The organism is Mastigocoleus testarum BC008 (assembly GCF_001456025.1).
In the GTDB taxonomy this organism is placed as follows: domain Bacteria; phylum Cyanobacteriota; class Cyanobacteriia; order Cyanobacteriales; family Nostocaceae; genus Mastigocoleus; species Mastigocoleus testarum.
The window spans coordinates 15710-42066 of sequence record NZ_LMTZ01000109.1 but is presented as its reverse complement, the minus strand read 5'-3'; the positions used below and the strand labels follow the sequence as shown (position 1 = coordinate 42066).

17 protein-coding genes are annotated in these 26357 nt (G+C 36.9%); 7 read left to right on the top strand and 10 right to left on the bottom strand.

Annotation, left to right across the window (positions count from 1 at the left end):
• Window positions 1-369: 369 nt before the first annotated feature.
• Complete coding sequence (locus tag BC008_RS26920; protein WP_027841447.1) at window positions 370-1815, top strand: sensor histidine kinase; 1446 nt, start codon at window positions 370-372, stop codon at window positions 1813-1815.
• 588 nt (window positions 1816-2403) lie between these two features.
• Here the strand turns inward: BC008_RS26920 and BC008_RS51545 are convergent.
• From BC008_RS51545 to BC008_RS26905, 3 genes are all read right to left on the bottom strand, one after another.
• Complete coding sequence (locus BC008_RS51545) at window positions 2404-3972, bottom strand: CAP domain-containing protein (protein ID WP_235595938.1); 1569 nt, start codon at window positions 3970-3972, stop codon at window positions 2404-2406.
• Window positions 3973-4361: 389 nt separating this feature from the next.
• Window positions 4362-5501, bottom strand: coding sequence for a tetratricopeptide repeat protein (locus tag BC008_RS26910; RefSeq protein WP_082650628.1), 1140 nt, complete (start codon window positions 5499-5501; stop codon window positions 4362-4364).
• Between the two features lie 157 nt (window positions 5502-5658).
• Window positions 5659-6276 (bottom strand): RNA polymerase sigma factor, encoded by a 618-nt coding sequence (locus BC008_RS26905; protein WP_027841444.1) that lies wholly within the window; start codon window positions 6274-6276, stop codon window positions 5659-5661.
• A 200-nt stretch (window positions 6277-6476) separates the two neighbouring features.
• Here BC008_RS26905 and BC008_RS26900 point away from each other — a divergent pair, with 200 nt between their 5' ends.
• Window positions 6477-7067, top strand: a complete 591-nt coding sequence (locus tag BC008_RS26900) for a hypothetical protein (protein ID WP_027841443.1) — start codon at window positions 6477-6479, stop codon at window positions 7065-7067.
• Window positions 7068-7427: 360 nt separating this feature from the next.
• On the opposite strand, the gene BC008_RS26895 is transcribed toward BC008_RS26900, so the two are convergent.
• The 3 genes from BC008_RS26895 to lysS all read right to left on the bottom strand — a co-directional run bounded on the left by BC008_RS26895 (window position 7428) and on the right by lysS (window position 11221).
• The gene (locus BC008_RS26895) at window positions 7428-7892 is read right to left on the bottom strand and encodes a hypothetical protein (protein WP_027841442.1); all 465 of its coding nucleotides are present in this window, start codon (window positions 7890-7892) and stop codon (window positions 7428-7430) included.
• 946 nt (window positions 7893-8838) lie between these two features.
• Entirely contained in the window at window positions 8839-9534 is a 696-nt protein-coding gene (locus BC008_RS26890) for a hypothetical protein (RefSeq protein WP_027841441.1), read from the bottom strand.
• A 151-nt stretch (window positions 9535-9685) separates the two neighbouring features.
• Entirely contained in the window at window positions 9686-11221 is a 1536-nt protein-coding gene (gene lysS / locus BC008_RS26885) for a lysine--tRNA ligase (RefSeq protein WP_027841440.1), read from the bottom strand.
• A 334-nt stretch (window positions 11222-11555) separates the two neighbouring features.
• On the opposite strand from lysS, the gene BC008_RS26880 reads away from it, so the two are divergent.
• Entirely contained in the window at window positions 11556-12509 is a 954-nt protein-coding gene (locus tag BC008_RS26880) for an SDH family Clp fold serine proteinase (protein ID WP_058184002.1), read from the top strand.
• 762 nt (window positions 12510-13271) lie between these two features.
• Window positions 13272-15389 carry a pentapeptide repeat-containing protein gene (locus tag BC008_RS45830; protein WP_058184042.1) on the top strand — a complete coding sequence of 706 codons (2118 nt, stop codon included), beginning with the start codon at window positions 13272-13274 and terminating at the stop codon, window positions 15387-15389.
• A gap of 64 nt (window positions 15390-15453) precedes the next feature.
• Here BC008_RS45830 and BC008_RS26870 read toward each other — a convergent pair whose 3' ends face one another.
• Window positions 15454-16578 (bottom strand): calcium-binding protein, encoded by a 1125-nt coding sequence (locus BC008_RS26870; protein WP_058184004.1) that lies wholly within the window; start codon window positions 16576-16578, stop codon window positions 15454-15456.
• Between the two features lie 853 nt (window positions 16579-17431).
• On the opposite strand from BC008_RS26870, the gene BC008_RS26865 reads away from it, so the two are divergent.
• The gene (locus BC008_RS26865; RefSeq protein WP_027846666.1) at window positions 17432-18646 is read left to right on the top strand and encodes a glycosyltransferase family 4 protein; all 1215 of its coding nucleotides are present in this window, start codon (window positions 17432-17434) and stop codon (window positions 18644-18646) included.
• A 24-nt stretch (window positions 18647-18670) separates the two neighbouring features.
• On the opposite strand, the gene BC008_RS49715 is transcribed toward BC008_RS26865, so the two are convergent.
• Both BC008_RS49715 and BC008_RS26860 read right to left on the bottom strand, forming a co-directional pair.
• Window positions 18671-18826, bottom strand: a complete 156-nt coding sequence (locus tag BC008_RS49715; protein ID WP_161938159.1) for a hypothetical protein — start codon at window positions 18824-18826, stop codon at window positions 18671-18673.
• Complete coding sequence (locus tag BC008_RS26860; protein WP_027843422.1) at window positions 18819-21248, bottom strand: ATP-binding cassette domain-containing protein; 2430 nt, start codon at window positions 21246-21248, stop codon at window positions 18819-18821. Before BC008_RS26860 ends, BC008_RS49715 begins: the two co-directional genes overlap by 8 nt.
• A 208-nt stretch (window positions 21249-21456) precedes the next feature.
• Between BC008_RS26860 and BC008_RS26855 the strand changes: the two genes are divergently transcribed.
• Complete coding sequence (locus BC008_RS26855; protein ID WP_027843423.1) at window positions 21457-22350, top strand: phosphate/phosphite/phosphonate ABC transporter substrate-binding protein; 894 nt, start codon at window positions 21457-21459, stop codon at window positions 22348-22350.
• A gap of 723 nt (window positions 22351-23073) precedes the next feature.
• The gene (locus BC008_RS26850) at window positions 23074-24528 is read left to right on the top strand and encodes a serine/threonine-protein kinase (RefSeq protein WP_027843424.1); all 1455 of its coding nucleotides are present in this window, start codon (window positions 23074-23076) and stop codon (window positions 24526-24528) included.
• Between the two features lie 54 nt (window positions 24529-24582).
• Here the strand turns inward: BC008_RS26850 and BC008_RS26845 are convergent, their stop codons facing one another.
• Window positions 24583-25551, bottom strand: coding sequence for a c-type heme family protein (locus tag BC008_RS26845; RefSeq protein ID WP_027843425.1), 969 nt, complete (start codon window positions 25549-25551; stop codon window positions 24583-24585).
• Window positions 25552-26357: the final 806 nt, after the last annotated feature.

Below are 26357 nucleotides of genomic sequence, written 5' to 3'. Positions count from 1 at the left end.
ATGCAATCAAGATGCAAATATAAATTCATAATTGAGCACCGTTATGAATTTACTCAAAAACCAAAGTAAAAAGTGTCAAAAAATACATGTCCAGTTATTAGTATTACAAATCTCCCCTGCTGAGGAGTTACATAAAGAATTTAACCTCTGTAACTAAAAGATTACTTCAGTAAGAATATGGAATTATTAGTTAACTAAATCGAAAAATAATTAGTATTAATACTTAAGTAAACATATAGGCTTATATACCCCTATGTAGATAACACCTATCTTATTGGACCCAAAAAGGCATATTCAATAATTTTGAGATAATTATTTCCCATTTACATTGAGCGATCTACCAGTAAAAATACCAAGCCCTCCAAGAATATGTTCCAAGCAACTCGGCGTCGTCTAGCACTTTGGTATACAGCTATTACAGCAGTACTTTTATTACTTTTTGCAAGTGGTGTTTATTTGTACGTTCGCTCGACCTTAGTAGAGCGAATCGATGACACTTTAAATCATGTAGTCGAAGTAGTAGAGCGATCGCTAGTTATAGAATCAGTAAGTCTAGGCAACAGTAAATACAATCAATTGCGTGTTAACCCTGAAGCCAGCTTTCGCAATAATGCTGATTCAGTGGAAGACGACCGCATCGATTTGGAGTGGTTTAGTCCTAATGGTAAATTACTTTGGTCTACTTTCTCAGAACCTTTAGATATTCCAATTCATGCTAATCGTGATGGTGAAACTGTCCGGGTAATTAGACCCAATAGTAGTTCAGATTGCAGTGATATTTCAGTAGACTGTAATTACAATATTTTACTTCGACAAGTAACTGAAAGAGTAGAAATAGGAAGACAAGTTTTAGGTTATTTACGTGTTAGTCATCCTTGGTTTGAAGTAACGAAACCCAGTCATCAACTAATATTTGATTTGGCTGGAGGTAGTGCTTTGATGTTACTTTCTGTTGCTGCTAGTGGTTGGTTTTTGGCTGGAAAAGCAATGGAGCCTGTGGGAGAATCATATCAACGTCTCAAGCAGTTTACTGCTGATGCTTCCCACGAATTAAGAAGTCCGATTGCTCTAATTCAAACTAATGTTCAAGTTGCACTTACAGATCTAGATTTAACAGAATCAGATAACTTGGTAGATCGAAATTATCGCCAACAATTAAAAGTTATCGAAAGACTGACAAAAAGGCTGGGAAAATTAGTTAACGATTTGTTATTTCTTGCGAGACAAGATAGCGGTATCAATAAAAATACTTTTTCTTTCTGTCCCTTGGATGTATTATTAATTGAATTAGTTGAAGAACAACAACTATTAGCAGCAGAAAAAAATATTTCTTTGACTTTGGAGTTGATAGAACCTCCCATTAGCGAAAGTGATTTTGAATTACCGGATGACTGGTTCTCTTTGAGGGCTAATTGGGAACAACTAGTACGGCTATTTACTAATTTAATTAGCAATGCTTTGCAATATACTGATAGTACAGGAAAAGTCCAAGTAGAGCTAATGCGTCTAGAATCGAACCATCGAGTATCTGGATTGCGCGATCGTTATCCTCAATTGGAAGTGAAAGTCAGTGATAATGGAGTAGGTATTCCTCCAGAGGCTTTACCCAGGTTATTTAATCGTTTTTATCGGGTAGATCCAGCACGCGTTCATCACTCGAGTAATAAACATATTGGAGCTGATACAGGTTCGGGATTAGGATTAGCGATCGCCCAAGCGATTGTGGAGTATCATCACGGTCAAATTCAAGTTGAAAGTACTCTGAATCAGGGTACAACCTTTACTGTTTATTTACCGATAATTCCCGAATCTTGATTTTTAAGTGTTTAGCTTGCTCGGTGTAAGCCCCACGTCCTACCTGTACTGAGGTGTAGGATATACTAAATCTCAAAATTAAAGTAGGTTGGGTTGACGAAAATGCTTAACGGTAACCGTATTGGGATATAACCTCCCAACCGGAATGGCACTAAGAAAAGTTGTTCGCCGCTAGGCGCGGGGTGAAAGCCTTGCTATTCGGGAAGAGGGGGTAGAGAGGGGAGAGAGGGGAGTTTAATTAATGAGGATTGTTGCACAAAACTGAATGGCACGCTTCCCACACCTCCCACACTCCCCACACCTCCCACACCCCTCATCAGTTCAAGGTTTGAGTCTTAACGAGCGTGCCATTCCCTCCTAACAGTTAATTAACCCAGGGAAGAGCAGAATGAAATATAGCGCTACAGTTTTAGGTTAGGACATTTATTGTTTCCTGTTCCCGCTTCCCTTTTAGGAAAAATATAATATCCTAACCTACACGCTTACCGATCAAATTTGCGTTGTGAAAAAATTAAGGTACGTCATTACCTTCGGTTTTACTGTGGGCTAGTGAAACTTGCGCTTAAGAATGTATAAACTTTGATCTGGTTAAGAAGTAACTTGCGTACTGAAATTCTGAGTCCAATAGTCTCTATAGTTGACATTACCAGTGTCATTTTCTAAGTAGTAGTAACCAATACCTATTTCTTCGTAATACGGATTAAGGATATTTCGACGATGTCCGGGACTATTCATCCAGGCTGCAACAACAGCTTCAGGTGTAGAATATCCTGCAGCAATGTTTTCTCCAATGTAGGGATATAGATAGCCTTGTGCTTCTGCTCGTTCAACAGCAGAAGAACCGTCGGGACTTTTATGACTAAAAAAGTCATTAATAGCCATATCCAAACTATGATTTTGAGAAATTTGACTCAATTCTGTACCCAAAACTAATGGCTCTAAGGCAAATTTAGTACGTTCCTGATTTGTTAGTCTTAAAACTTCTTGGATAAATTCGTCATTACTACCAGTGGGTATTGGAGTCTGTGGAATAGGAGTTTCTGACGCAGTAGGTTCCGATCTATTGGGTGTTGCAGATAAGCTCAAATTGTAATTTGTAGAGCCACCTTCAGGCTCGAAATAGACCTCTATATAAAAAGTACCAGCACCTAAATGATCAATGATGAGTGATTCTCCCATTGTTCCTGGATTGTTCACACCAGCAACAATTTCACCACTAGTATTACGCAAATTTACACCTGCATTATGTTTTAAACCGTTAAGTGTCAGATTGAACTCATTACTTGCTTCTTCTAAGGTGAATTTATAGATATCTTTCCTATCATTACTACTAACAGCCTCTCTCCATGTAACTGAATTGTGACCGAGTAAAATATGGCGAGAAGTATCGATAGTGTCTCCTGCAGAATCCTCGAAAATGTGGTTACTTGCCATACGACCTTCAGTCAAACCATCGGTGATAAAGTGTTCGTAGGCCATTTGATAGTTTAAGTTATCTCTTCCAAGGTCAGAATTGAAACCTAAATAACGTTTCACATCAAATGATTCCGATGAAGCTCGACCTTCACTCAAACCATAAATCCGAAAGTGTTCTAAAAGTTGCTGGTTAGTAAGACTTGCATTTGCTAAGTCTGGGTTATTATGGCGGTAAAAATTAGGGTCAAATGCAACTGAAAATCTACGTCCTTCATCCAAGCCATAAATCACAAAATGTTGTAGTAACGCTGATTTATCCTTACCAAACTCTGTTAATAAATCCGGATTATTGGCTAAATAGTAATTAACATCAAAAAACTGAGAAAATCTCCGTCCTTCTGCAACACCATAATTTTGCAGATGCTGAAATAATTGTTCATTACTAAAAAAAGTTAAATCAGTATTATTTTGGCGATAAAAATTCAAATCCCATAATTCAGAAAATTGACGCCCTTCTGAAATTCCGTAGTTTTGCAAATGTTCAAAAGCATCTTTATTGCTAAAGTGACTCAAGTCACTGTTGTTAGCTCGATAAAAGTCTAAATTTACTAAGAGGGAAAAGGATAAATCTGCTTCTAAACCATGGTTTTGAAAGTGAGACCATAGGTCATTATCACTCAAACTTTCTAAGCTTGGGTTAGCAGAGCGATAAAAGCTCGCATCAAAAATATTGACAGGCATAGGTTAATAGGGAACACAAATTACTGAGTATTTTCTAGGTAGAGCACAGCCTATGCCACGTGGCTGAAATTAAAAAGTTATTTTCCTTGGAAATCGAAATTAAATTATAGTTTATATTTTTTTAATCGTCATTATAAGAAAGTGTTATTAAATTAATTTCTACATAATTATGTAATGGTAATTACTTAAACGTCCACATCAAATTAAGATTTATCCAAGAGTTATCATTAAATTAACTTTTTTGAATTTCACCAAAAATATTTAATATTCATAATTAACAATAGATGAATGTAGTGATTTTCTTGTATCAAGTAATGCATTTATAGAAATAGAGACGCAGTAACACGTCTCTAGAATTAGCAAGTAGTTAAATTCAGAAAAGCTTTCGATCAGCGTTTGCTGATACGGGTAATTTTGTCGAGTAACAATAACTCTTCTCTGCTATCTTCCAAGGTTTTTGCAAGTAAAATAGCTCTTTCGTAAAAATTACGAGCTGTAGAATATTGACCCATTTGCTCGTACAATTTGGCGTAAGATTCAAATGATTTCAACTCTTCCCGAATATTGTTGAGTTTCTTCGCTATACTCAAACGTCTTTCAAGCAATTCAAAAGCCCGGTCATAACGCTTCACGGAACTATGAGCAGTTATTAGCCCATCCATCGCACGTAATTCATTTGAGCGGTCGCTGATAGTTTTTGCAATCCGTAGTGCTGCACCGTAAGTAGCAATGGTCTGTTGATAATTATCGACTAAGAGGTAAGCATCCCCTAAATGATTGAGAGTATTTGCTTCTCCGAGGGAGTCCCTAGCTTGACGGCGAAAGTTTAATGCATTTTCATAAAGCTCCATGGCTTGGTTATGATTTCCCAAACGAAAATTTGCTAAACCTACATTGCTTAAAGAAAGTCCTTGACCTTCAAGACTTTCAATCTCACGAGCAATGTTGAGGGCTTCTATAAAAGTTTGAAGTGCGGGATTAAAATCGCCTTTTTGCATCAATAAAGTACCGATGTTATTTAATGCAAAAATTTGAGAGCGAAAGTCTTTGAGATCGCGAGCGATCGCTAAACGCCGGCGAATAGCATTTTCGGCTTGTTTAGAACGACCTAATTTTACATAGCTTTTACCCAATAAATCGTAAACTAAACCTTGAGCCTTTATGTCTCCAGTGAAATGATAAATTTCTAAAGCCTGTAATAGTAAATTTACTGCTGAGTCTGTTTTTCCTTGTTTTAATTCCCGTCGAGCTAAACTTACCTGTCGATCAGCTTCCTCGCGTAATTGAGATGAATTTTTTACATAGGATGAACCATGAAGTTGTTCTGTTACTTCAACTGCATTCACTGTCACAGGAACAAAAAAAATACTCACAAGCAAAATCTTGCAGGTCAATAATATGATGTTTTCGATTTTTATTTGACCTCTACTTTTTTGACCTTTACGGGGTGATTCTTGAAATTTATTATTCTCCCCAGCACAAGAAAAGAGATATTCCCAAAATAGATGTTTGAAAAATAAGTTTTTCATAAAATATTCCCACAATAATGCAGGTTTGAATAATTTAAAAAAGTATTAAAAAAGTAATCGGAAAAAAGTAGTTAAAAGGAAGTAATTAAAAGAAAGTTATTAAAAAAATATTGAAAAACAAAATTGATTAAGTTCCACTGTTATTTGCCACTAGATTTTAAGTTTCGCTCAGGTAGATGTTGCGAATATCTAATGGTAATTTTTCTTCCAATAAAGAGTATCCTTCTCTAAGTAAATTATTTACTTCTGGTGGGGAAATTTCTTCTCCTTCTGCTTGCAAATAAGCAGCAATTCTAGTCTCGCTCCAGTGGAAAGTTTGTGCCATCAGTAAAATTAATCTAAGTTTGGGCGATAGTTGTTCTAATGCTTGTTCGACATAACACCAAAGTGGTGGAGAAGTATCTTTAATCGAGTAGTGAATCGCTTCCGTGGGGGGTAATTCTGTTTCATTGATAGAGTAAGCAGTCATATCTATTAGCCAATTCTGCAAAGTCATACCTTCCTGCTCGGGTTTAGAAACATTTAAGTCCAAACCGCCCAACTGGTAATAAATATTCCGCCAGGTCAAAGCAAACAAGTAATCTGCTTGCACTGGAGAACGTGCCGAATGTCGAATTAATGTATAGACTATAGGGCTATAGCGGCAAAAAATCGCAGTAAAGTATTTACCAGCATCCGGATGAGCAACAAACAGATTTAACAGTTCCAAATCACTGTGATGGAATAATGATTTCACTAATGGATGATTGGCTTCAGAAAAACTTGGTATTTGCACGATCCTAGTTCGAATATATTGGTAATATAAGGGTAGTGGCTTATTTATGTTAGATGGTAAAGTATCTTGCTTAGCATTAACAGCTCGTAGTTAACAGCAAGACTTAGCAGGCAATTGATACACTATAGAATACAGACTTAAATTTAAGTCGAAATTTGCAAAACGAAAAGTAGCTCCGTTATACAATTTTTAATGTTTTCATGTTTATAGCAGCTAGTGTGATATCGTTCCTGCTTCAGCCATTTACTATAGGTTCCTTTTTACCTTCTTTACCATTAGATAGTCTTTTCTCCACTCAGGGGATAATGGTCATGTTACTGGCAGCATATGCCGGTGCAATGTGGATGTTTCTCACCAGCGCTCCAAAGGTGCACACGGTGATGGTATCGGATTTAGAAATAGCCCGACAGTTGTATGAAGGTTTACTGGATTTACCTGCGGCGGAAGTACCTTTACATTATTACTACAATTACGAACAAACCATTGGTGCGACTGGAATAGATCCGCTTTATTTGGGAAGTACTCCCACATACAATCGCACAAATAATGCTGCAGAAGGACTGTGGTATCAGCTGAAGAAAAACACTCAGCTACATGTGATTACGGGAGCCAGTTTGGGTAACAAAAATCAGCAGCGTCACGTTTGTTTCGACCGCGAATGCTTAGAAATGATTTTATTGCGGGTGGAAATGCGGGGTTTGAAGTTTAAGATTCGCAGCCGCAAGCCTTTAAATTTTTTAGTAAAAGACTATGAAAGGCGTGTTATTGAGATGGCTGAAATGGCAAATTAATCTTTGCTATGAAGGTGGGTTTTTCCCACCATTGCTATTTTCACAAGATAAAAACACTTGGAAAAAATAAATTTTAAGCATCTTTATTGATCGATATCTATCCGGATTTAGGATTTGTAGTTGATAAAAATTCTGGAAAGTTAGCTTGCAAGTCCAACTTCCTACTAGTGTGGAGGTGTGGGGTGGAATATAACCTTCTCCTAACCTCTCCCAAGGGAGGAAAGGGCGAGCAAAATAGCTCACTTTCCAAAAAAATTAACCAGTTAAAATTTTGGTACATTCAAATTTTTGTACGCCCATAAATCCAAATACTAAATTTGAGATATCCTAATTTCTACAATATTTCTGATTTGTTAATAATCAATCCAAAATATCTGTCAATTTCTCTAGTAATTCTTCTGCTAAATTTACTAGATTCACTAAATCATATCCATCATTAGCAGTTGAATTGTTTCTTCCTGCTTTCGAATTGTGCAACAAGAAATCTTTGATTGCAAAAATTTGCTCTGCTCTTTTCGAAAAACTTAAACACCTCTCTAATTCAGAGACTATCTTTGTCAGAGGTTTATCCCCAATTCTTTCCCATAATTTGACAGCAACTGGATCCCCACTTTCTAGGAAATTCGTAATATGTTCTGTAATATTTTGTTCTTCTTCATCTTCGCTCCATTTTTCCAGCCAGTCTCCATCTAAGTCCTCAACATAAAAATGAGCAGCTTCAAGACCATATTTAATGATGTCATTCTGTAGTTTTTGGGCTGATTCTACAGCTTGTAAAAAATCTTCTAATCTCTCTTGACAGCCAGTTGGGTTATTTTTGAGCATGGTGACTTAGTTTTTTAGGAGCACTTAACGAAGAAAGATTCAATCTAAGTAACGGAAAAAGACTTAAAGTTTTCAGAGTTGGGAACTCAGTTAACGAGGTGCTAAGCATTAGTGATTCTGCTGTTAATCTTCATCTTGAAACAAGATTATTTCGTAAACTGAAAGTATCTCATGTGAGAAATAGTAAATACCGTAATTTTTACAAATACATTCACCTAATACGTAAGTTCATATAGTCGATGATCTTGAAATTCAATGTGTTAAGTAAAAAAAATTTTGAGTAAAACTTTTGGAATACAACAATAGCAATCCGTCCTGTCTAAGGTTTACGTTTTATATGATACCTGCCGGAATATAAGTAATTTTACAGTGCTAAATATAACAACATGAAGGAATTATTAGTCAACAAGTCAGAGTAACCCATCCAGTTTTGATAATTTAACTTTAAAGAGAACCCAAAACTGGAATTTGTAAGGTTGTGTAAACATCAAGCAAAACTCCCCATTTGGTTCCTCACCAAAATTCTGCAAAGATTTATGATTATGTACTCAATGACTCTATAAACATTCAAAGTCACAGCTTTAACTAGCAGAAACACACGGAATCAAAACAGTTGTTTTTCATTTTGATTTGGAGACCCGCTCGCTAAAAAAAAATTTATTTATTGGAAGCATAAATATGCTGGTTTGTATAGCTACTTACTTAAAATGAAACAAGTATGTTTACGCGCACTATTTGTAACAGACTATCTTTAGTTTTCTACTGAATTTTATTAACACTACCTTCTAAAAGGAAACTGAGACTGCCTATTACGAATGAATACTTCATCCTTCATTCATTCTGACTCCTAAATTTTAAATTTTATGTTTCTGAAGAAACTTTTTTTAATAATCTCGAGAATAAAATTGATAAAAAGTCATTTATAAATATATTACATTAAAACTTTTCACAGATTAAACCTGAGATAAACCCCAATCTTAAGATTATTACTGTTGTAAAGAGTTATGTTAGCGATCCTATTCACAAAATTAGGTTCTCCAGGATTGTAACTTAGAAATAACCCCCGTTCTATGCTCCAAAAACGTAGAGTACTTTCCCAATCATTAGATTTTTCTTGACAAAATTCTTGATTGAGAGTGGTCAATTGGACGCACAATGAACTTTCCTGCCCAGCACTGACTATTATATCAGTAGACATTGAAAGGTCTATTACATAACGTTTGACTACTGTCCCGCCACGAAGTTGAATTTCCTCAATCGCTGAAGCTATTAAATCTTCATCTTTTTGCTCAAATTTCCCAGCCATAAGTTTTCTTCGCCAAATATAAAATTTGGGATCTTTATGGTTTAACCATTGGGGAAACAAGTAGTTGTACCAATATTTTAAGGTTGGATTTAGCGCCTCTAAAGCTGCTCTTCGCTCTTCTTGAGAAGGTAAAGATTTAAATTTTAGCCAAGCTTCAGCATCCCTTATTATTTGCTCCAAAAACAAAATCAAGAATCTTTTTGCAGTCAAGGAACCTGTTTTTATATCTCCAACCCAACGGTCGATTTCAATCAATCGTTTCTCCAAATTCGGATCGACAAGGGATGCTTCTTTTATGAGTTTTTTTAATCTTTTTTTAATATCTTTTGCTAACAAAAATTAATTTACCTCATTCCCTGAATAAATTTATTGTCCTTGTGTTTTTTGCTACTGAATCGTATAAGTTTGACAGTCAATTGGAGAATTAATTAAAGAATCAATTTGAGAGCAGTGCGTTAGGTATAACTAACGCACCCCAAATTTCATATCACTCAGGTTTATCAGGGTTTAATTCTTCTGTTCCTGATTTTTCTGGCTTGAGTAGGGGGAAAGCGATCGCATCACGAATACTGGCACAATCGTTTAACAGCATCACCAATCTGTCAATACCAATACCTAAACCACCAGTGGGTGGCATTCCATACTCTAAAGCTGTGAGGAAATCTTCATCAACACCTTGGGCTTCTAAATCTCCAGCGGCTTTTCTGGCTGCTTGTTCCTCAAGGCGTTGGCGTTGATCGATCGGATCTGTCAACTCAGAGAAACTATTAGCGGTTTCCCGTCCGACTATAAATAACTCAAAACGTTCTACCAATCCGGGTTTAGAGCGGTGGGGCTTAGATAAAGGTGATATTTCTACGGGGTAGTCCACTACGAAGGTGGGCTGAATTAATTTTTCTTCCGCTTTTTGTTCGAAGGCTTCATTTAATAACTTACCAATTGATGGGCAATCTTCTACCCCTTCAATTCCCGCTGTTTTACATGCAGCTTTGGCTTCTTCCAAGGTACTAAATTCTTGGAAATCTAATCCAGTATTTTCTTTAACTAGATCGTGCATTGTTACCCGTCGCCAAGGAGGAGTCAAATCAATTTCTTGTCCCTGGTAGGTAATCTTCAAAGTGTAGAGTGTTTCTTGGGCAACCGTAGTAATAATTCCTTCGGTAAGCGCCATCATATCATTGTAATCAGCGTAGGCTTGGTAAACCTCGATAGAAGTAAATTCTGGATTATGGCGAGTGGAAATTCCTTCGTTGCGGAAAATTCTTCCCAATTCAAAAACTCTTTCAAAACCACCGACGATCAACCTTTTCAGGTGTAACTCCGTGGCGATACGCAAATACAAATCCATTTCTAAGGTGTTATGGTAGGTAACAAATGGACGTGCATCTGCACCTCCAGCCTCACTTTGGAGAACTGGGGTTTCAATTTCAATAAAATTCTGCTCTTCTAAATAGCGACGAATACCTGCAGTAATTTGAGCGCGACGACGAAAAGTTTGCCGTACTTCAGGATTAACAATTAAATCTACATAACGTTGACGATAACGTTTAGAAACATCTGTTAAACCATGCCATTTATCTGGTAGAGGCAACAAAGATTTGGTAAGAATGGCATATTCTTTAACATAAATAGATAATTCGCCCTTTTCAGTGCGTTTAATTGTTCCTTTAACTCCCAGAATGTCGCCGACATCTGTAAGATTTTTCAGATTATTAAAAGCATTAGCATCAATTTCAGCCATGCTTTCGGAAATACGTTTTTTCTCCAGATAAAGCTGAATTGTGCCAGTTTCGTCTTGTAAAGTGAAGAATGCTAGCTTACCAAAAACCCGACGTGCCATAATGCGTCCGGCAATGGAAACTTCTAAATTAACTTCTTCACCTTTACCTAAATCGGCAAAATTTTCTTGTAATAGCGCCGCGCAATCGCTAGATTTCCAATTATAAGCATAGGGATTCATCCCTAACTGACGCAGTTTTTCGACTTTCTCTAGCCTTGTGGCTCGAATATCTTCTTCGGACATGGTTAACGAATTTTAGAAGGGAAAATTTCTCGGGGGAAAGATTTAATTATAAGACCCTGGGAAATTGTACATTCATTTTTATCTCAGTGTTCCAGATTGCAAAATTCTTTCCCAAGATGATCTTCTTAATTTCCAAAACTCTTAATTTCCAAAATTTGTAATTTCCAGAATCTGTACTTTCTAGAATTTATACTTTCCAAAATTTGCCAGTAAGCAGGTAAATAGAAAGATGATTGTATGATTTCTGACTTTAAGTTTAAAAATGATTTCGTAATAATTTTAGAATCAGTATTTTAACTGTATTCAAGTATCAGTATTTATACACATCAACTAAATGATACAAAAACTACTGTTAGCAAACTCCGTTCAAGAAATTACCTCAGAACTTGAAGCTGATATTTTTCTCTATAGTGCAGCAATTTCTGATGTAAATGCTGATAAATTAATTAACGAAATAAAGCAAACTATACCTAAAAGAAATAACGTTGCCTTAATTATGACCACCTATGGTGGGGATCCAGATGCGGCTTTTAGAGTTGCGCGTTATTTAAAGAGAAAATATAAGCACTTTACTTTATTTGTATTTGGTTACTGTAAAAGTGCTGGAACTTTACTAGCCTTAGGAGCGGATGAAATTGTTATGTCCGATTTCGGCGAATTGGGTCCGCTTGATATTCAAGTTACTAAAGATGATGATTTTCGCAGCGAGTCAGGTTTAGATATACAGCAAGCATTATCTGTAATTAGTTCTCAAGCTTTTGAAATGTTTGAGAGTTATTTTTTAGATATTATTTCCAGTTCTCAAGCGGCTATAACAACTAAAACAGCTGCAGATATTGCAAGTTCCATGGCTGTCGAACTATTGTCTCCCATCTCCAGTCAGATAGATCCCCTAAGAGTTGGCGAGATGAATAGACTAATGAATATCGCTTTAGCCTACGGACAAAGATTAAAACCCCAGGGAATCGAAGTAATTAAGGATTTAATTTACAACTATCCTTCCCACAGTTTTGCGATCGATTTTGAAGAAGCAGAAAAACTATTCGATACGGTCAGGGAACCCTATGAAGCGGAGTTGTCTTTAGAAGAAGCCATATTTCCTTTAGTTCGCAAACCAGCATCGACTGATGTAATTGTAAATTTAGAAACATTAATTGAAGAGGATGACGACAACCAAGCCGGAAATTATTCAGATAGCGAAGGAACTGAGGAAGAGTCAATTGATTCAGACGATGGAGAGGATGAAACGTTTGAACCGAATGTATTGCCCTTTGAAAAGAACAAGTAACATTTTCAAACATTAGGGTTTCATTTAATACCAAACCAACAAATAATTGCAATGTACTTATTGGTAGATAAGTTTAATTGAAGGTCTCAGCAAAAATCTACTTGTCCCATTCTTTTTCCAAATTGCTATAAGTTTTGAATCTGGTATGTTGGGTGTGCACTTAGCGAAACCCAACAGCCCAAACCACTAAATTAATGACATAATTATGTATGTTTTGCGTAAGTCCTGAAATAATCAAAATATAGTAATCATTTTTATTTGTTTTTTTAATTTTTTTAATATTACTTATCATCATTTTTTTAAGCAAATTGTTGAACACAGAAATCAACATGTCCTTAATAAATCGTAAAGCGGTCTATTTCAATCTCCTAACTTGCAAACTTTTAAAGACTTACATCGCAAAGGTTTTAGTTATAGCCCAAAATATGATAGTTTCATTGCATTGCAAGGAATTTTATACTTTTGACTTTTGTTAGCGTTTGCGCAGCGCGTTCTCAGCGTAACCGCAGGTTATATTTTGAATTTTTACTTTCCTTCCTGGGGCGCTTATACCTAAAATAATGATTCTCATTTCTTAAAGCTTGATTAATCTGATAATTGTTGTTAGAAGATTTTTTTGTTGTAACTATCTTTCAGATTTATTATCATTTTATCAGCATTTATCGTCTAAAATATTGATTAATATTGATTAGTTGACGCTTACTTGAGAAGTGCCAACCAGGGTGATGAGTTTGCTTATCAAAAGAGTAGGGGGTTGACGGGATGAATCTTGATTTATCCGATCAAAGGTACAAAGAATTACAACATATTTTTATTGAAGCTTTCCCTAGCAAAGCTTCACTGAAGCGAATGTTAGCCTTTGAGTTAAATAAAAACCTGGATGAAATCGCTACAGACACTAACAAACTACAGGACATAATATTTAACTTAATAAAGATAGCTTATAAAGAGAACTGGATTGAAAATTTAATTGATGCTGCACAAAATATAAATCCTGGAAATACCAGCTTAAAAGCTATTGGGAAAATAATGAAATTAGATGAAGCTAGTGTAATAATTGGTCTTAACTCGCGTTATGAACAGGATAGAAACGGAGAGTTAGATAAAAATAATCTAGCATCTTATATCAATACCAGTTTTGAAAAAAATAAAATTAATATAGCAACATTAAAAGCGGTCGAAGTAAGTTTGCGAAAACTTGTTGGAGATCCTTCTATAAAAATTGTTGGCGTTGACGAAGACAGTATCAGATTAATTTTAGAAGGTTCTCAAGAAGGACTTAAGATGGTTGAGCAACTATTCAAATTAAAAAAACTTACTCAAGTATTAGATATCCCTACTGAGAATGTGAATTTTTTAGATGCGGGGAATTCTAAAGGTGATAAAAAACGATTAGTATTTACCATTGCTGAGAATGGTAAGAGGGCTGACATAAAAAATTTAAAAACCGGCTTTACTCAAACCTCAAATCAAGAGAATACTGAAATTGATAATAAATCTCGTTCAGTTCAAGAAATCATTGAAAATGGTGCTTATAGACAAGACCTAACTGGTACTAACCTCAGTGGTGCCAATCTCAATCGTTTTAACCTCAGTGGTGCCAATCTCAACCGTGTTAACCTCAGTGGTGCCAATCTCAAACGTACTAACCTCAGTGAGACCAATCTCAGTGGTGCTAATCTCAGTGGTTCTAATCTCAACCGTGCTAATATCAGTGGTGCCAATCTCAGTGGTGCCAATCTCAGTGGTGCCAATCTCAGTGGTGCCAATCTCAGTGGTGCTAATCTCAGTGGTGCCAATCTCAGTAACACCATCCTCAGCCATACAATCGTCGACTCTACGACAAAACTTGATAGTAAATGGCGTTTAGTCTGGGAAATTCTTAATCAGCCAGTTTATAGGCGAGACTTCAGTGGTTCCAACCTCATAGAAGCTAACCTCAGTGGTGCCAACCTCATAGAAGCTAACCTCAGTGGTGCTAATCTCCAGGGTGCTAATCTCGTAGAAGCTAACCTTAGTGGTGCGAATCTCAAGCGTGCGAATCTCAATGCTGCCAACCTCACAGAAGCCAACCTCATAGAAGCTAACCTCAGTGGTGCCAAGCTCATAGAAACCAAACTAAGTAGTGCTCATCTTAGTGGTGCCGACCTCACAGAAGCCAAACTAAGTAATGCTCATCTTAGTGGTGCCGACCTCATAGAAGCCAATCTCAGTAATACCAGCCTGAGGAATGCTGACCTCAGGAGTATCGATCTCATGGGTGCCAACCTCAGTAGTGCTAACCTCATGGGTGCCAACCTCAGTAGTGCTAACCTCAGGAATGCTGACCTAAAGAGTGCTGACCTCAGGGGTGCCAAACTCAGGGGTGCAAAACTCAACCGCTCCAACCTCACAGAAGCCAAACTCAACCGCTCTAACCTCATAGAAGCAAACCTCATGAGTGTAATCCTCACAGGAGCAAACCTCATAGAAGCCAACCTCATGAGTGCCATTCTTGTGGAAGCAAACTTCATGAATACCAATCTCATGAGTGCCATCCTTAGTGGTGCCAACCTTAGTGGTGCCAACCTCAGTGGTGCCAACCTTGGTGCTACATACTTCAGTGGTGCTAACCTTAGTAGTGCCAACCTTAGTAGTGCCAACCTCATGAGTGCCAACCTTAGTGGAGCTACCCTCATGAGTGCCAACCTTAGTGGAAGCGACCTCAGAAGTTCTAACCTCAACCGTACTGACCTCAACCGTGCAGACCTTAGAAATGCCAACCTCAACCGTGCCAAGGTTGAAAATGCCAGACTTGGAAAGAACCCTGGCATTTCTGAACAAATGCAGATTGATCTAATTCAACGTGGAGCAATTTTTCAGGATACCCTCCTACCATAGCTCCAGATTTGTGCTTCCCCGTTAAGAATAGCAATGCGCTCCAGAAAGCTGCTAATTACCAAATTTAAATCAAATTAAAATCTGTATTACTCAATTCTGGAATACCTTCCAAATTGGCGAATTGTCCCCCAGTTCCCAAACCGAGGTCACTACCATTTTGGTTGTAAAATAAGTTTCCTGTAGCCATGCTGTAAACAATCGAAGCATCACTACTACCCACACCTGCATCATCTGTCACTAATGCAAATTCACTTGGCGACAATAAATCGTCTTCTAAACTCGCGAGTGCAAAAGTTTCACGGGACAAACTAATTGTATCGATCCCCGAACTAAAGTCTTTAATGTCGGTCATTCCAAAAACTTCTTTGTTGAAACCTAATCCATCATTCGAAGCAAATTCAAAGCGATCGCTACCCCCGCCCCCAATTAAAGTATCATCGCCTAAACCACCATTGAGGGTATCATCGCCTAAACCACCATCAAGGATGTCATTACCAACATCACCAAACAGAAAATCATTTCCAGCTTCACCGTAAATTAGATCGTTACCAAAACCTCCATCTAAGGAATCATCATCTCTTCCACCTTTGATGGTGTCATTTCCCTCAGCCCCAGAGATGGTGTCATTTCCACTTCCACCCATGAGACTATCGTTATCTTCTCCAGAGAATCTATTACTACCACCAGTAATAGAATCATCTCCACTACCACCCATCAAGGTATCATTACCACCTTCTCCGCCGAATATTGTATCGTTACCTTCTCCACCACGGGCGAAATCATCACCGAAGAATGTAGCTTGAATCAGATCGTTACCAGCACCACCGTAAAAGGTATTATTCCCACTGGTGAGGAAGGTTTCACCACCTAAAAGAGTGTCATCACCTTCTCCTCCCATGAGGGTATCGTCCCCTAAACCACCATCGAGAGAATCATCACCTTCACCACCAATTAAAAAGTCATCACCGTTGATCCCAAATAGCGAGTCGTCTCCTTTACCTCCATCGAGGAAATCATTCCCTCCCCCTTGAGGATCGGCTTCGTAAATGTCAGTACTGTTCTCACCGATGAGAATATCATTTCCATCAAAACCAAAAATTCTGTCTGCTCCTCCTAAACCTCTAATCAAATCATTTTGTAGAGTACCGAAGATAATATTGGAATTTCTGTTTCCGGTAATTTTATTCATATTCAATTTAAAAACCTTTAATAATTAGTTGTGAACTACGATGGGTTGTATTGTGTGAGGGAGAGACAAAAAACAAAAATCCCATTAATTCGGCTTAACTTCTACCAAATCAACGCATCAATCAAAATTTGGTAAAAATCTTATAACTTCAAAATAACTATCAAAAAAGAGGTCTTGGATCAGTCCTCAATCTCTTTTGTTCTAATTAAGCTAAGCCATACAATAACAAAGCTACATTACTGAAACACCATATTTTTATAAAGATTGATATAAGAATTAATTTACAAATCAACTTCATACAGTGACTTAATTAATACAGTTGCAAACATAGTAATTACACTAACTTTAATTCAAAACTAATGTATAAAAACAATTCAAATAATTAATCCCCCTGCTATAGATATTAAATTCTTCACATCAAACTAAATAATCTACACAATTAATCAGACTTTCTAAGCGAGGGAATTAGGATGCGAATATTAGGTTAATTTACTCGCAATCGATATAAATATACTGATGGAACTCCTGAGTATGACAAGTATCTTTATTGTTAACATTTATCTAGTATTTATATTTAGTTTTAGAGCATAATACTTGTATTTTATCGAACAAGGTATTATTACTTTAGAAAATCAACTCTCTTTATCAAAAAAATATTAAAAAAAATATTAAACTATCTCTACTTATTAACTAGAAAGGATTTGGGGAATTTTAACCAACACAAAATACTTTCTCAATTTTTTTACAATTTTCCTCGGGGGATAAGAAGAATATTAGACCACCAAACAATCGACAAAAGTTAATGTAAACTAGTTTACTTGGCAAACTGATTAGTTTTTGCTAAATCAAGTTTATGCGTATTTTATTTTTACATCCTAATTTTCCAGCTCAATTTCGCCATTTAGCGGCAAAATTAGCTTCAGATTCTAATAATCAAGTTATTTTTGGTACTAACCGTCGTGATGGTTCTATAAAAGATGTTTATAAAGCAATCTATAGCCCTTCACGAGAAGTGCGACCCGAAACACATCATTATGTCCAACCGTTAGAAAAAGCTGTTCTTCAAGGTCAAGCTGTCTACCGTTTAGCCGAAGAACTCAAAAAAAAGAATTTTATTCCAGATCTTGTTTACGGTCATTCTGGTTGGGGTCCCACTTTATTTATTAAAGATATTTTTCCTCAAGCGAAGTTATTATCTTATTTTGAATGGTTTTATCACGCACATGGCTCGGATGCCGATTTTGACCCTACAGATCCATTAAATGCAGATAGTGAAGCCCGAATTCGGATCAAAAATGCTCCGATTCTCATAGACCTTTACAGTTGCGATCGCGGTCTTTCTCCTACTTATTGGCAACGTCAACAATTTCCGTCAGAATATCATAGTAAAATTACTGTGTGCCATGATGGCATCGACACAACATATTTTCAACCAAAGCCGGGAGCAAAGTTAATTTTACCGGAAATAAATCTTGACCTTTCCCATACAAAAGAAATTGTCACTTATGTGGCGCGGGGAATGGAACCGTACAGAGGTTTTCCCCAATTTATCCAAACTATAGCTTTACTTCAACAAAAAAGACCCGATTGTCATGTAGTGATTGTTGGTGAGGATAGAGTTGCTTATGGTAAACAGCTTCCCGATGGCAAAACCTATAAACAATTAATGTTAAATAAAGTACCCCTAGATTTAAATAGAGTTCACTTTACAGGTTTACTTCCTTACAATAAATATCTACAAGTTTTACAAGCTTCCTCCGTTCATGTTTATTTAACTCGTCCATTTGTGCTTTCTTGGTCAATGCTAGAAGCTTTATCTACAGGTTGTTTAATAGTTGCTTCTAGCACCGCTCCTGTTACAGAGGTAATTGAAGATGGTGTTAATGGCTTACTAGTAGACTTCTTCTCACCTGGGGAAATTTGTGCTCGCGTAGAAGAAGTTCTCGACCACCCAAATCAAATGTCTTCAATTCGGGCGAAAGCACGAGAAACAATCTTAGAAAAATATGATTTAGCAAAGCTGTTATCCCAACATTTGGAGTGGATTCAGGAAGGGATTAGGGATTAGGGATTAGGGATTAGGGATTAGGGATTAGGGATTAGGGATTAGGAAGTCAATTCTTGTTCTTCTTGATTCTGGCTCCTGACTCCTGAATCCTGAATCCTGACTCCTGACTTCTGACTCCTGAATTCTGAATTCTGGCTTCTGACTCCTAACTCCTAACTCCTGACTCCCAAATTCACACAATATCTTTACGTTTTTGTAGAATCAACGCCACAATCAAATAGACTGCGGAGTGCAAAAGTAAAATACCCCAGTTTAAACCTAAATTTTTCCAAGTAGCATCGTATACAGAAGATGCAGTAAATATATCATCAAAAGATGGTGCACCTGGAGTTTTGCTAGGTATCATGTCATTGACGTCAATGAGCGATCCATAAGCACCCATTGACCATCGACTAATTGTCAACCAGCCCAGCTTCGCGGATATTCCTTTTAATTCAAATAAAACTCCCGAAAGAATTATTTGGGGAATCATAATTAAAGGCAAAATACTATTAGCCTCATTTTCATTTTTGACCGCAGCAGAAATCATTAAACTGAGACTGACACTAGCAAACAAGGTTAAAAAAGTCGTAACTCCCAAACCTAAAGCCCAAGGCATAAGATTATACTCCGGTGCTTTAAAACCAATTAACACCGTCGCTGTAACTAACAGAGTCTGCAGGATTACCAAACCAGAACGAATGAGAACTTTTGAACCTAAGTAAGAAAATAAACCCAAGTTAATCAGCCTTTCTCGGGCGTAAATAGCTGCTTCCTTAACAATTTCTCGTACTGAGCTAGAAAGTCCCACCCAAATACCAATACAGCTAAAAATAAACAGTAACTTCAGTGCCAATGGTCCTTGAGTAATTTCTGCAGGATCTAATTTATTTAAGGGAGTTTCGTCTTTTAATATCCAAGCCGTTAAAGCAATCGCAATTGGACCTGATACCAATGAAAATATAATACTGGAACGATCCCGAAGAACTAGTTGCAAATAACGCTTAGAAAGCAACCATAACTGCTTGAGTGGAGATATCCCCGTATGGATTCGATCGTCTGTTTTAAATTTACTTTCTTCACCTGGTTTTAGCTGCCTAGTAACATACTTTTGATACTGGGGAGATTGATGATATCTCTGGGACCAATTATTAACTGTCTGGACTACCTGTGCTGGAGCACCACCTTGGTCTAGTTTTATATAAATATCTGAGAAATATTTTAAATCTTCTGAAGGCATGTCAAAAAAGCTTAGGGCTTCCTTTGGCGGTCCAAAGTAACATAGTTTCCCACCACGTCCCATAAATGTAATGCGATCGCAAACTTCAATATTTGCAGTAGCATGAGTAACCAGCACAACTGTTCTACCTTGGTCTGCCAGTTCTCGTAGTAACCGCATCATTTCTTTGTCTAAACCAGGGTCGAGACCGGAAGTTGGTTCGTCCAAAAAGAATAATTTAGGATCGGCTAAAAGTTCAACGCCAATACTAACTCGCTTGCGCTGTCCGCCACTTAAATTACGGATGAAGTTAGTTCTGACATGGGTCAGTTTTATTTGCTCTAAAGTTGTTTCTACAATTTGTCTAACATCAGTATCGGGGGGTAATCTTAACTTACAAGCATAAGCAATTACTTCTTCAACTCTTAAATCGGGATGGACAATATCATCCTGAGGTACATAACCAATTTGCGAGCGATACAATGCCCAATTTTGGCGTAAATTATCTCCATTCAGATACACTGTACCTGATGATACTCGTTCTATTCCCAACAATGATTTCATTAAAGTGGATTTACCCGCACCGCTACCCCCCACTAAAGCCACTAACTGTCCGGGTTCAATAACTAACGAAATATCATTAAGAATAGCCTTTTCAGCCCCACCTTTTATTTTCACTTTGCGTGTGAGGCGATCGACATCAAGACGAATTTGACTGCCACTATCCAGTAATTCTAATGAATCTGGAGAATAAGCCAAAGTAAAAGGACCAATATTAATCCGATTTCCATTTCTTAATTGGAAACGCTTGGATATTCTCTGACCATCAACGAAAGTACCGTTAGTGCTTAAATCTTGTAAAACATGTCCACCTTTACCATCTGGATAAATTGTGGCGTGTAAGCGAGAAACAGTCGGTGCGTCCAATTCCATCGAGGAGTAATCATCCGTCCTGAGGGCTCGACCTATTTGTACTGGCCATTGTTTAAGATTTCTTAAGCCTAAGCGACGATTACTAGGGAGTGAAACTGGTCGGTCACCGGGGTGATAATAAGTTAAGGTAATGCGATTGTGGGGAGATAAGCCAATTTCCAGTTGTATCCCATCCCTAAGAACGCAACCTTCTGTCGGATTGATTCTAACCCGATCTAGAAAGATACCATTTCGGCTAGGAGTAGAACCGTCACCATCAAAAATTCTGTAATCTTCGCCTTCTTTACGTAAAGTTGCTTGTTTTCGGGAAACAACTTCCCAACCAATTGGAACATCTAAGTCAGCCCATTCACGACCCCGTCCTAGGCGATGTTCTAATTTTTCTAAATCCAATCGTAGTCTTTGACCTTGATTTTCCAATTCTAAAAAAGGTTGTGGTCTAAAAAGAGTTTCATCGAATCTAGCAGTCATGACTGTTTTTTATTAATTGCTTTTATAATGATCGGGGACTGAGTATTTCTGTCAATATCTATTTATAAGTTTCATCTGGTAATAACATTTTTCCAGCAAAAATAAAGTTTTTTTGGTATTTACGCCACCCGCTTCAAGTAACAGAGATAATGAGTCTAAAACCTGCTCCAAAATAAATTCAGTTTCATTCCTTTTACATAAATCTATTATGTTTTCCCGTAGCTTACTGCTGTTGCAGTTATTAATATTTATTGGTATATCGATTTCGGGATGCTTCGGTGGTAGTGAAAAACCAAAAGTTCCGAAAAAGTTGACGGTAGGTGTAGTTAATTATGGTCAAACCAAGCTTTCCCAACAACAATACAACCGTTTCAAAACATATCTATCTACCAAAACACAATCCGTAGTTGATATAGAGCCAACTTACAACGAATTACGAGCCATCAGACAAATTCGCTCGCGAAACTGGGATATGGTGTTTGCACCTCCTGGTCTAGCAGCGATCGCAATTGGTAAAAAACGCTACGAAGCTATATTTTCAATGGCGGAAGTCAGCAGTGTTCAAACTCCTTTAATTATTGTCCGCGATGATAGTCCGATTCAAAAGATTTCCGATTTAGCGAATAAAACCATTGCTTTAGGACAAAAAGGTTCTGCTGCTGGCTATTATGTCCCCCTGTATGATCTATTTGGTCTTACCCTCAAAGAAATTAACTTTGCTTCTACCCCCAAAAAATTGATGGAATTAATTAGCCAAGGAACAGTTGATGCTGGGGCGATATCCAAAAAGAATTTTGAACGTTATCGACAAGTAAAACCAAAAACAAATTTTAGAATTATACATGAAGGTCGCTATATCCCATCAGGAGTTGTACTGCTAGCACCAACAGTTGAAAGAAATCGCGAGCAGCAAATTCGAAGAGCAATGGAGCAAGCTCCAGCACATATTACTGCTGATGCGGGCTATGTCCCCAGCGCCACAATTCCTAATTACAAACAATTTATTAAATTAGTCGAAAAAGTTAGACCACTCGAACAGCGAGTTGAAGAAACACCTGCGGTTTTACTTTACCCGACAGAATCTACTGCTGCGAATGAATAATTATCAAGGTTCAGGAATTAGAAGTCAGAACAGACCGCATTCTTACTTAACTTAGGTTCGTGCAAGCATGATTTGCACTTGGGATTAGCAGCTAGTAACCAACGGATAATGTACTTCTTGCGTAACGTAGTTGTCCATAAAGTGATTCAGCCGTAGGTATTGGGGCGTAAACACAGCAGGAGTTAGCAAAGCAAAATTATAGAAACGCCTTTTAAAGATGTACGCAATCGGTATGTATGCAGGCGTTTCTCGAGAGGAATTATTAATAAAATATTTGATTAATAATATTTTATTAAAGAAAAAAATAGAATACTTTATTATTTTTCAAGTTATTTATTTATAACACTCAAGCAGTATTCTTGCTAAATCTAGTCTTTAATCTACGTATTGATGAAAATTGATATATAAAACTTAATAGTTTGTTGTCATTTTTTTGTGGAAAATCACTTATAGGTACAGTATTCGTAAATAGTGCTTTATTAAGCATAGCTTTTCGAACATCCCTGCCTAACACTCGCTGCAGGAGAACTCATTTAAACTTAACTTATAAGCATTTGCTACTTTTTTGAGAGTGTCAAAGTCATCGCTTAATTTCGAGCGTACAATCCTCAATAATAACAACAGAAAAAATATTTATATATTTTTTTGCATAATTTTGTGCATACCTTGCAGCAACCACAGCTATATATATATAAAACTTGATATAATCGGGAGCTTAATAAGATGTCTTATTCCCCTATAACAAAACCAGAAATTACTTCCGGTACTTTGGTTGATAATCGCTACATAATTGAGCGACTGTTAGGTCAAGGGGGTCTAGGGCGAACTTACCTAGCTTTTGATAGTCGGCGTTTCAATGAACCTTGCGTTCTCAAAGAATTTGCTCCAGTAGGAACTGGCTTGGGAGGTTTAGAAAAATGCCGAGATTTATTCAGAAGGGAAGCAAAAATTCTTCACCAGTTGGAACATCCCCAGATTCCGCGTTTTCTGGCGTGTTTTGAGGGAGATAACAGACTATTCCTAGTGCAAGAATTTGTAAATGGAAAAACTTACTCTGCCTTGCTAGCAGAACGTCAAAGACAAGGTCTGACCTTTACTGAAAATGAAGTTATTGATTGGCTGAAAAATTTACTACCTGTTTTGGAATACGTCCATCAACATCATATTATCCATCGCGATATATCTCCTGATAATATCATGTTACCTGATGGCAAAAATATACCCGTGCTGATTGACTTTGGTGTTGGAAAACAAATTGCTGGTATTGGTCAAACACTTCAGACTGAAAGAAATACCTTTGTAGGAAAAGTTTCTTTGGTAGGAAAAGTTGGATATGCTCCCCGAGAACAAATAAGTTTGGGAATTTGTTCCCCTAGTAGCGATCTTTATGCTTTGGGCGTGACTGCAATCGTTTTGATGACAGGTAGAGAGCCATCATCCCTGATGAACCAATATTCCTTAGAGTGGCAGTGGCGTCAATATACTAATGTGAGTGATGCTTTTGCTCGAGTACTCGATAGAATGTTAGCTGATACTCCTAAAGTACGCTATCAAACAGCAATAGAAACTCTTGCTAGCCTGGAAAATTTGGGTGTAGAGAATCGGAGTGTAAACAATCTAAATAATTCCTCTACATTATTGCAAAATCCTATATCCAGTACGCCCCCTACAGCATTTATTTCTAACCCCGACAATTCATTTGCAGGAGCGCCAGAAAACTCCTATTTCCCAGAGAATCAATCAAGGAATATTTCTTCAACTAATCGAGGTTTTCACTCACCAAACTCAACCAATCGGGGGTTAAACTCACAACATCACACCAATCGAGAATCTTACCCACAACATCACACCAATCGAGAATTTTACCCACAACATCAAACTAATCGAGAATCTTATCCACAATATCAAACCAATCGAGAATCTTACCCACAACATCAAACTGATCGAGAATTTCGCCCCGAACAGGGAACCGGGAGAATTTCTTATCTAGATGCAAACTTTATCCGATGTTGTCAAGAAAAATTAGCCTATCATATTGGACCAATGGCAAATTTGATTGTCGAAGATACTTTAGCCGATAACCCAAATTTTTCACCTCAGCAATTTGTTGAGCTACTCGCGAATGAAATTCCCGATTCGCAAGCAGCTATTGAATTTGTACGTAGCTTGCTGAACTAATTCTTTTGCTAAAGCTTTCTGCTAAATTCTTCGCATTAGGTAATTCGGTTATGGCTAATAGCCAGAATTACCATAGTTACCAGAATTACCAGAGTTACCATAGTTACTAGGATTACCAGTGTTAGTATTTCCTGGTGGGCGCTTAAGTCTTCTCATTGCCATTTCCAGACTTAATTTCATACGTTTGAAAGCTTTAGCTAAGTTACCAATCTCGTCATTTGATAACTGCTCAAAATCAACGTCCATATGTCCGGTACTAACTTCTTCTGCAACTCGAGTTATTCGTTTTAAAGGTCGGACTATTTGTCTATTTAGTAACAGATTTACTAAAAGAATAATGGCAACGAAAACAATAGAAACAATTCCTACAATTAGAAACGAATATTGATTTGCCTTCTGAATTACTGCACTTGCAGGAACAGAGATAATTTGGGCTCCCACAATTTCATTTAATTTCCAACCGAAACCACCTACAGGACCATAGTTTTTTATTTGAGTTTTTGGTGCCCTTTCAGGAGTATCGTGACACTCCAAGCAACTTGGTTCTGTTATCTGTAAAGGACGAGCAATATAGAACATGTCAACTGCTGGTTCGGAACGAAATCCTTGCCACTCTTTTAATTTTGTGTTGTTCCTAAATTTCTCAACAATTTCTGTTTCAAAATCATCTGCTTTATCCCGAGGATTTGTAGGATTTAAGGTTGCTTCCTTATAAAAATATTGCCCATATTTCTCTTTACTTCGTAGATTATTGAATACTTCAGTAGCAGAGTAAGCAGGAATAACTTGAGGCAGAAATTCTCTTTCTAACTGTTCATTTAATTCAGGCTTGATTTGTTCATTAGTATATTGGCGTACTGATGTCATTGTCTCCATCAGTAAAAGACCTGTTGAAGCAATTTCCCTCTCAGCATTTTGTCTGAGAATTAGTGACAAAGATAACCCACAAAAACTTAACCCGACAATAAGAATGACGAGTAAAATCATGGTGAATTTTTGTTTTAATTTAAGATTTTTAAACATTATCTTCAATCATTCTTTGTAAGATATATTGGTTAATTTCAATTGTTGCTGAGTAGTCGTTGGTAACAGTCAATAATTATAGGCAATATAGTATCTAGTAGAAATAATACTATTTAATTCCAAAGGCTATATCTAAATTTTACACAAAGTTTTATACTACGGAGTTATATTTAGAATCTTTTATTAATTTCATTCCTATAAACTCAAACTATTCCTAAATTAAACTCAAAATTCCAAAATATCAAACATAAAATATCAAACTTAATTCATAATTTTGCAAACAGTTATGGCTGAGTTTTAAAGAGTTATAACCAATCAAACTGAAAAATACTGAAGTCAAAAATAAATATTATCTTTACAAACCATCTAAATTTGTAATTTATTTGCTTAGTGTTTTGATATATATAGAAATGAAAAAACTATAAACAAGGAAAACCTATCATACTTTGCTTAGAGTATTAATATTTTTCATTAAAATTTTAGAGAAAAGAACAAAAGTAAAGCTATCGCTTGCAACTAAAAGTTTCTACTCTGGAATTTGCCAAAATCTGAGTATTTTATATAGGCACTTAAACCCATTAATTTTTACCATCCCCTGACATCAGGCATGGATTTGTAGAAATGTATTAGCAAGCATTTCCATCGATGAAAATGTTATGGTGTCCACAGAATTTCAATAATTTTTAACAGCTGCTAATATCAGGTTTGCCTACACCAATTACAAATAAATTTGTTTGTAGTTGGTTTGTAGAACTAAATTATAGGCTCTGACACTCAAGGATTACTGTTTTCCTCTGAGGAACAGC